An 8302-nucleotide genomic window follows, 5' to 3' on the forward strand; every position below is an offset into this window, starting at 1 on the left:
AAACCATTTGCGTCTTTTCATCGTGTAAAATACGGCAAAACACCGCATCATTTGACGCAAATTAGCGCATGAAATGGTACAAATTGTGACATAATATATTTAATATTGAATTATGCCACGATACATATTGTTTCACAAATTATTTGAATCAATGTCGTAGATAATGGTTATTTCCACATGACAAGCCATTGAATCATGTTGTAAGACGAAAGAAATCGTATCGAAAAATGAATATTTCAACGCCGTAGGTGTTGCGCTTTTTAAGTGCAATCCGACATAAATTCAGACACAAGAAAACGTAGTCCATGCTACGGATTGGACGTATCAACGCCGTAGGTGTTGCGCTTTCTAAGCGTAATTCAACATAAAACACCTCACTATAACCATGCTTTCATAGAAAAAGCTCAACACCTATGGCGTTGAATCTCCTTGCGAATGTTTACCCGGGGTAGGCTCGTTCCTCGCCAACCCCGGGCTATCAAAAGAACAACTCGTACCGAGTTGCACCATGAGGGCATTTATATTGCAAAATTCATTCATTGGAATAATGGCACAATACCAACGGCGTTGCGTCGTTACAACATTCATAAAGGTGGATGTATCCACCGAAATATTGGCATATTTTGCTATTTATTTATTTGTATGTTGGCATTAATCGTATCAAAAAATGAACATTTCAACGCCGTAGGTGTTGCGCTTTTGATAGCCCAGGGTTGCCAAACGATAGTGCAGGCTACCCTGGGTTAGCGTATGTTGTGTGTGGACCAACGCCCTAGGTGTTGTGCTTTTTCGGATTAATCCGCCATAAAAGGGTTCATTGTAAGCATGCCTTCATAGAAAAAGCTCAACACCTATGGCGTTGAATCTCCTTGCGAATGTTTACCCGGGGTAGGCTCGTTCCTCGCCAACCCCGGGCTATCAAAGGAACAACTCGTACCGAGTTGCGAGATGAAACAATTGTTAGGGTGACGTTGTTGATAATTAAAAGTAAAATAATGTAAGGCGAATCGTCGCGTGAACTGCCATATTTTACCGCGTGAACTGCCGCATTTTACACGATGAAATGACGCAAATCGCGCGGTGAAATGGTGGGGATAGTGGAGTTAGCTGTAGCATTCTACTTTGCAAACTGCATGATAGTGGAAGGAAAAGGGGAGGAAAGAGCGCAGTTAATTGATTTTAGAAGTATATTTTTTACTAAATTCTTGCATTTCAATATAAATTATATAAATTTGCAATGTTAGTGTTTTCTTTTGATGTTCAACCTTATAAAACACGCGTGATGGCAATGAAAAAACTGATGATGACAATGCTCTTGCTGGTTTGTTCTGTCTATTTGGGCTTTGCTAAAGTGCCAAACAATAAGTTAAACGAGCAACTTTTGCGATATGACTATAGTCAGGTGTTGATGCGAAATGACCTTTTGGGATATATAGGTAATGGTCAACGGCTCTATATGCACTTTGATACAATCTATAAAGATAAGGTCAATCCGCATTGGTATCATGTGGAAGGGAAAAGCAAGGTGAAGCAAAACCTATGTAGTTTTACAGGGAGAATAGACCTTCATTCGTTTGCTCCGAATGAACAAGTAGACCCTAATTTCAAGCGGTATAAACTGAAAGCGCAATATCGTTTTGATGAAGATAAGATGCAAAAAGGTTCGGGATTCTTTGCCGGTAGTTTTACTTCATATTTTATTATCTATCAAGATACGGCCTATTTTGATAGTACAGAAGATGGTGCAGACGGCTATAATAACAACCAATTTGAGGGACATTGGACCTCTTATCGCACGAAAGCATCGAAGAAAGCGAATTTCGGCGTGGGACGAATCCCTGATTCTAACGACCTCGATGTAGGCTCAGCAGAGTTTTATGTGATGCCAAACAAACAGCATCTTGGCTGGGAAAGCTATATGAAAGCCTTTGAAACGGTGACTCCCGAAGGGCAGAAAGCGCAGGCAGAAGAGGACCGTGAGTGGTGGAAAGGCGACAAAGAGATTTATATTTCGTGGCAATCGAAAACAGAACATGGGGCATTTAAGCTTGACATTTATAGCAATAAACATTATCTTCAGACGCTTGATTTGGGCAAGATTGGTTCGGAGTATTGGGTAGATCAACGTGATTATAACTTCGATGGGCATCGAGATTTCGCCGTTTGGCTTTACAATTTGACAAAAAGACAAGTCTTTTTATGGTCTGAAAAGCAAGGAAAATATGTTCATGAGCCTTTCTTTGACAAGTTAGAATCCCCCACTATCTTCGATGAAGCCCATTGCATTGTGGACACACATGACGTTAGTAACGATGTTGTTGAAGAGCGAATGTATCGTTGTTCGACGCGAGGTTATCGGCTCATTTCAACCCTATTGCGACATCCTTCAAATTCAAAGATACTGCAAATGAAGGTATATGACGATGCGGGGAGATGTGTGCGTGAGGTGCAAAGTCCTACATATAAGCAGCTCACTCCCCTTTGGCAGAAATATGTTATCCTGTATTTCTTCAGGTATTAAGATAGATTTCAGAGCTGCTTCTCATACATTATATGTTATGGCACCGATGAAATTATCATCGATGTAGTAATTAATTTCAGTATAAAGGCGTTGTCTCTTAACTTTTTACTACCTTTGCCCACTGATAGAGAAAAGTCAAAATGAGTAAGAAACAAATTCTTTTGATCAACGACATTGCAGGTTATGGCAAGGTGGCTACAGCCGCTATGCTCCCTATTTTGTCGTATTTCGGCCACCCAACTTATAATCTTCCGACGGCATTGGTATCCAATACACTCGACTATGGCAAGTTTAACATCATGGATACTACAAGCTATATACGTGGTGTTTTCCCTGTATGGAAGGAGTTAGGCTTTACATTTGACGCCATTGCTACAGGCTTTATCGTCAGCGAAGAGCAAGCCGCCATCGTGTCACGCTATTGTCTTGAGCAAGCCGCCACAGGCACAACAATCTTTGTTGACCCTATTATGGGCGACGAAGGAAAGCTATATAATGGTGTAACTCCAGCCGCAATTAAGAGTATGAGAGAGATGTTGAGCGTGGCACATCTATGTTATCCCAACTACACGGAAGCCTGTTATCTGACCGATAGCACGTATAACCAGCAGGGAGTTAGTAGGGAAGAAGCTTATCATTTGCTTGATCTCTTGCGTCAGATAGGAGCAAAATCGGTGCTCATCACAAGCATTCCTGTTGATGGGAAACCTTCGGTGGTGGGCTATAACCATATTACCAATGAGTATTTTCAACGTTGCTATGAGGAGATTCCCGTACATTTCCCTGGCACAGGTGACATCTTTTCGGCTATCCTTATTGGCCATTTGCTCAATGAAGAATCTCTGATTGATGCAACTCAAAAGGCAATGGATGGCGTTTATGAGCTCATTTTCCGCAATAAGGACAATGAAGACAAGAACCGAGGTATACCTCTTGAACAATATCTAAGTATTCTCTAACACACTATGGACTGGGTAAACAACTTATTTTCTGTTCATTCTTCCATTCAGACTGTAGTCATTTTATCGATTATAATCGCGTTTGGTTTGGCCATAGGAAAAGTCAAAATAATGGGCATTTCCCTTGGAATAGCGTTTGTTTTCTTTGTGGGTATCCTCGCCGGTCACCTTGGATTGAGTATAGATCCCACGGTACTTGACTATGCCGAAACATTCGGTTTAGCTATGTTTGTCTATTGTCTTGGCTTGCATGTAGGCCCAAACTTCTTTGGTTCTTTGCGTCATGAAGGGATGTCACAAAACATGTGGAGCCTCGCCGTTATAGTCGTTGGAACGCTTTTTTCGTTGCTATTGATTCCCCTAACGGGTATCAACTTACCCGATATGTTGGGTCTACTTTGCGGAGCAACTACGAATACTCCCGCCCTTGGTGCAGCCACTCAAGCCCTCAGTCACCTTGGAATGAGCAGCGGAACTGTGGCACTTGCGACTGCTGTTACCTATCCTTTGGGTGTGCTTGGCGTTATAATTGCGATGATGCTTCTACGCAAATTGTTTGTTAAACCCGCTGACCTTGAGGTGAAAACTGCCGAGAGTAACGACCACACTTATATCGCAGAGTTCAAAGTTGTGAATCCCGCGACGTCGGGAAAAAGCATTGCTTCAGTGTCAGATATGACGCATTTGAAGTTCATTATCTCGCGTATTTGGCGAGGGAATGAAGTCATTGTACCGAATGCCGAGACTACTTTGATGGTCGATGATGACCTACTTGTCATTACAACTAAAGAGGATGAAGGAGCTATGGAGATTCTTTTTGGTAAGAAAATCAATAAGAATTGGAACGAAGAAGCTATTGACTGGAATGCCATTGACACTCAAGTGGAGAGTCGAGTACTCGTGCTTACACGCACTGAACTCAATGGAAAGAGACTTGGAGAACTGCATCTTCGCAAATCGTATGGCGTCAATGTAAGTCGAGTTTTGCGTGGAGATATGAAACTGTTAGCTACAAGTGACCTTCGTTTACAATATGGAGATAGGGTCACAGTTGTAGGACAACATGAGGCCGTTAACCATGTAGAGAGTTACTTTGGCAATTCAGTGAAGACACTAAATGAACCAAATATTGGCAGCATTCTTTTTGGAATATTCTTAGGTTTGGCTATAGGCACAATCCCAATCAGCATTCCAGGCATGGAGAGCTCTGTGAGATTAGGTATCGCGGGCGGTCCAATTATCATGGGAATCATAGTGGGTGCGCTTGGGCCTAAGATGCATTTTATCTCTTATACAACGCAATCGGCATCATTGATGCTACGCAAACTTGGACTAAGTCTTTATCTTGCATGTCTCGGTTTGGATGCAGGAAAGGACTTCTTTGATACAGTTATGCGGCCACAAGGCTTGCTTTGGATTGGTATAGGAGCATTGATTACAATCATTCCTGTATTGATTGTTGGGCTGATAGCATTGAAAACGAAGAAGTTTGACTTTGGAACCATTTGCGGAATCCTTTGTGGGAGTATGGCTAACCCTATGGCTTTGGGCTATGCAAACGATACTATTAAGGGCGATACTGCCAGTATCAGTTACGCATCGGTTTATCCATTAGGGATGTTTTTGCGTGTAATCATTGCACAAATTCTCGTGATGTTCTTTGCCACCTAAGACTTATTACTCATAAAAACAGGTAGAAATAAAGTTGAAAATCAAGCTTTTTATAAGTCAAAATCCTACTGTCTATAAAGGAAGAAAGCTTTAATGGTGCAAATAGCACTATTGAAATATAAAAAAGATGCACCATCATTTGTTGATGGTGCATCTTTCTTTGTGGGATGATTTATTTCAAAGGGAAAGTAAAATGCTTCTTTTCTTTCGCCGTAAGACCAACATAATCCACTTCCATCTTACCATTTTTGATGTGGCAAAGCAAGTAGGTGTTGTTGCTGTTAACAAGATTTGGGAAGTTGATTACCTCGTTAGGCTCCTGATATCCGAATCTATGTAGATGACCAGAAAGCATAACAGATACGTTCATTTTATTGAGTTCAGGCGTTAAAGTCTCTTGCATGTGGTAGGGACCATGCCAGTTTTCCAACGTAGGAGGCATGTGAGAGAAGACTATTAAGGGGTATTTTCCAACCTTATGTTCCTCTCTTAACGACTTCAACCAACGTGCCTGCTCCTCGCGATATTGGTCATAACTAACGATGCCGCTATACTCAATCTCTTCATCTGGCTTATCTTCTCCCGAGTCAATAAATAGGAAATCCACTCCCGCTACATGCTGAAGGCGATAATATTTGTCGTTGTTTGTGGGGAAGTAACGATAGAGATAGTCTGCAAATTGGCCTCGAAGTTCGTGATTACCACGGTTGAAAAACAATGGTGTATGCGTAGCAAACATGCTCACACAGGTATCTAAGTATGCGTCCATCATGTGCTTTTGATCTCTCAAACGATGTGACATATCACCATTGAGTAGCACAAAATCAAGTTTATTGAAGTCCACATTCTTGCACAATTCCTTCATAAACTGCGGACGTTCATGGATATCATTCAGCACCAGGAAAGTGATTTCGCGAGGCTTTACGGGGTAAGTCGTGAACTCATACGGCTTTCCTTTCCACACATCTGTACAGGCAGTCTTCCCTAAACTCACCCAATCGTCATAGCGCCACTCGTCAACTTGCTGTGTAAACACACGGTAACGATACCTTGAATCAGGCTTAAGACCAGTGACACGCACGCGATGCACGCTGTCGGTAAGCAGTTTTCGTCCCGCCAACACATCGTAATAGCGTGGCCTTACCTTACCATAGAAGTGGTCTTTTCCCTCGGGTGCTATCTCAACCCACGACAACCCAGGCTTGTCTGTCACCCAAACAATAGTGGCACCAGTGCTATCCATGTCGCAAATCCAAGGTCCATGAGTCACCTCAATGCCTTTAGCACTGACACAAAACAGCAGTAATAATCCGAACAATAAATGTTTCATGTAATTTGATTTAATATTATTAATAGTGTTCCTCTTTATAAGATTACACCTATATTACGTTGAATCATGAGAAAAGTACTATCTTTTTCCACTCTTTTTTCAATCTTTTTTTGCGCCCGTCACCATCTTTTCATGTAACACATCGCCTGCCTTCGTTTTCTAAATCCCTCTTTTCTGTCCTCTGTTTTCCAAATTCTTAGTCTGTTTTTGCAGTTTATTTCCTTCGCAACAGCCCTCTACATTTTATCTATAAAAATAGGGACTATGTATAAAAATGACTCATATCGTGATAGAATATGATAGAATTTGTATATCTTTGTAGCACTAATACTTGGTACTTAACGTAAGTTATCTTTCCATTGGAGTACAAAGAAGCGGCTAAACAATCAGAAATCAAAGCATAAAACGCACCTTTGCAACCATAAAATGCGAACAAAACATCTATGGAGAACGATGATAAAATGTGCATATCGCAACTGAAAGAAGGTTCAGAACAAGCTTTCTCAGAACTTTATATGCGCTTTTCCAACAAGTTATATGGCTTTGCTCTGGCGCAAACCAAGAACACTTCGTTGGCCGAAGACATTGTTCAAGAAACGTTTATGAAGCTTTGGAACACCCGCGAACAACTTGATTGTTACGGCAATGTGCATGCTTTGCTATTCACGATAGCCCGAAATCTCATCATCGATAGCTTCAGAAAACAAATCGCAAAGATTGATTTCGAAGACTATCAAAAGGCAGCTAAAGAGATATCTCCATGGCCTTCGCCCCACGATCTGATAGAACATCAGGAGTCAATCGACCGATTTCAGCAGTCAAAGAAGCTGCTTTCTAAGCGCGAATGTCAGATATATGAGATGAGCAAAGAACAGCATATGCCCATCCAAGAGATTGCCGATTCGCTGAATCTCTCGTCACAAACCGTCAAAAACTATCTCAGTTCATCACTGAAACTCTTGCGAAAGAAAATGTCAACCTAATCTTCTCGTAAGTTCATCGTATTCAAATAAAGCCGAGATTCCAGCTTCTTTCAGCCTCACCCCCAGCCCCTCTCCGAAGAGAGAGGGGAGTAGTTACTCCTTGAAATGGAGGGAGTTATTTGAGAGGTAATTAAAGGTGGCGAAATGTTTGATAATGAAGCGTAAAATAATTTAAGGCAAACAATCTCGTAATTTGTCGCGGTTTACACGATGAAATGACGCAAATTATCGCGTAAAATGGTGCAAATTGTTACATGAGGTATTGGATATTGAATTATGCCTCGATGCATATCGTTTGACAAATCATTTGACCCCATGTTGTTGATAATGTTTATTTCCACGTGACAAGCCCGTAAATCATGTTGTAAAACGAAAGAAATCGTATCAAAAAATGCGCGTTTCAACGCCGTAGGTGTTGCGCTTTTGATAGCCCAGGGTTGCCAAACGATAGTGCAGGCTACCCTGGGTTAACGTATGGTTTGCGTGGAACAACGCCATCGGTGTTGTGCTTTTTTTGATTAATTCGCCATAAAAGAGTTCATTATAAGCGTGTCTTTATAGAAAAAGCTCAACACCTATGGCGTTGAATCTCCTTGTGAACGTTTACCCGGGGTAGGCTCGTTCCTCGCCAACCCCGGGCTATCAAAAGAACAACACCTACGGCGTTGCACCATGAGGGCATACATAATGGAAGATACATTCATGGGCATATTGGCATAAACTCCACGGCGTTGCATCGTTACAACATTTATAATGGTGGATATATCCATTGAAATCTTAATATATTTTGCTATTTATTTATTCGTATGTTTGCATTAATTGTATTATAAAATGAACG

General features: G+C 41.3%; 7 protein-coding genes. 4 read left to right on the top strand and 3 right to left on the bottom strand.

The annotated features are described in order from the left end of the window. Positions 1–411: 411 nt before the first annotated feature. Positions 412–588 (bottom strand): hypothetical protein, encoded by a 177-nt coding sequence (locus HMPREF9420_RS13405; RefSeq protein ID WP_081457453.1) that lies wholly within the window; start codon positions 586–588, stop codon positions 412–414. Between the two features lie 694 nt (positions 589–1282). Between HMPREF9420_RS13405 and HMPREF9420_RS08150 the strand changes: the two genes are divergently transcribed. The 3 genes from HMPREF9420_RS08150 (at position 1283) to HMPREF9420_RS08160 (ending at position 5151) form a co-directional block, all read left to right on the top strand. Beyond that, positions 1283–2521, top strand: coding sequence for an XAC2610-related protein (locus tag HMPREF9420_RS08150; RefSeq protein ID WP_248628097.1), 1239 nt, complete (start codon positions 1283–1285; stop codon positions 2519–2521). 140 nt (positions 2522–2661) lie between these two features. After that, a complete protein-coding gene (locus tag HMPREF9420_RS08155) occupies positions 2662–3480 on the top strand; it encodes a pyridoxamine kinase (RefSeq protein ID WP_007135114.1) in 819 nt (272 codons plus the stop codon). 6 nt (positions 3481–3486) lie between these two features. Beyond that, positions 3487–5151, top strand: coding sequence for a putative transporter (locus HMPREF9420_RS08160; protein ID WP_007135115.1), 1665 nt, complete (start codon positions 3487–3489; stop codon positions 5149–5151). Positions 5152–5323: 172 nt separating this feature from the next. Here the strand turns inward: HMPREF9420_RS08160 and HMPREF9420_RS08165 are convergent, their stop codons facing one another. Next, the gene (locus HMPREF9420_RS08165) at positions 5324–6481 is read right to left on the bottom strand and encodes a purple acid phosphatase family protein (protein ID WP_007135117.1); all 1158 of its coding nucleotides are present in this window, start codon (positions 6479–6481) and stop codon (positions 5324–5326) included. Positions 6482–6924: 443 nt separating this feature from the next. Here HMPREF9420_RS08165 and HMPREF9420_RS08170 point away from each other — a divergent pair, with 443 nt between their 5' ends. Beyond that, a complete protein-coding gene (locus HMPREF9420_RS08170) occupies positions 6925–7464 on the top strand; it encodes an RNA polymerase sigma factor (RefSeq protein ID WP_007135118.1) in 540 nt (179 codons plus the stop codon). Positions 7465–8039: 575 nt separating this feature from the next. Here the strand turns inward: HMPREF9420_RS08170 and HMPREF9420_RS13415 are convergent. After that, positions 8040–8234: a hypothetical protein gene (locus HMPREF9420_RS13415; protein ID WP_081457454.1), complete on the bottom strand. Its 195-nt coding sequence runs from the start codon at positions 8232–8234 to the stop codon at positions 8040–8042. Positions 8235–8302: the final 68 nt, after the last annotated feature.

The sequence above is a fragment of the Segatella salivae DSM 15606 genome (genome assembly GCF_000185845.1).
GTDB lineage: Bacteria > Bacteroidota > Bacteroidia > Bacteroidales > Bacteroidaceae > Prevotella > Prevotella salivae.

Coding starts and splice junctions, on each gene's coding strand:
- HMPREF9420_RS13405 (WP_081457453.1), bottom strand. CDS start 588: ATGAATGTTGTAACGACGCAACGCCGTTGGTATTGTGCCATTATTCCA.
- HMPREF9420_RS08150 (WP_248628097.1), top strand. CDS start 1,283: ATGGCAATGAAAAAACTGATGATGACAATGCTCTTGCTGGTTTGTTCT.
- HMPREF9420_RS08155 (WP_007135114.1), top strand. CDS start 2,662: ATGAGTAAGAAACAAATTCTTTTGATCAACGACATTGCAGGTTATGGC.
- HMPREF9420_RS08160 (WP_007135115.1), top strand. CDS start 3,487: ATGGACTGGGTAAACAACTTATTTTCTGTTCATTCTTCCATTCAGACT.
- HMPREF9420_RS08165 (WP_007135117.1), bottom strand. CDS start 6,481: ATGAAACATTTATTGTTCGGATTATTACTGCTGTTTTGTGTCAGTGCT.
- HMPREF9420_RS08170 (WP_007135118.1), top strand. CDS start 6,925: ATGGAGAACGATGATAAAATGTGCATATCGCAACTGAAAGAAGGTTCA.
- HMPREF9420_RS13415 (WP_081457454.1), bottom strand. CDS start 8,234: ATGGATATATCCACCATTATAAATGTTGTAACGATGCAACGCCGTGGA.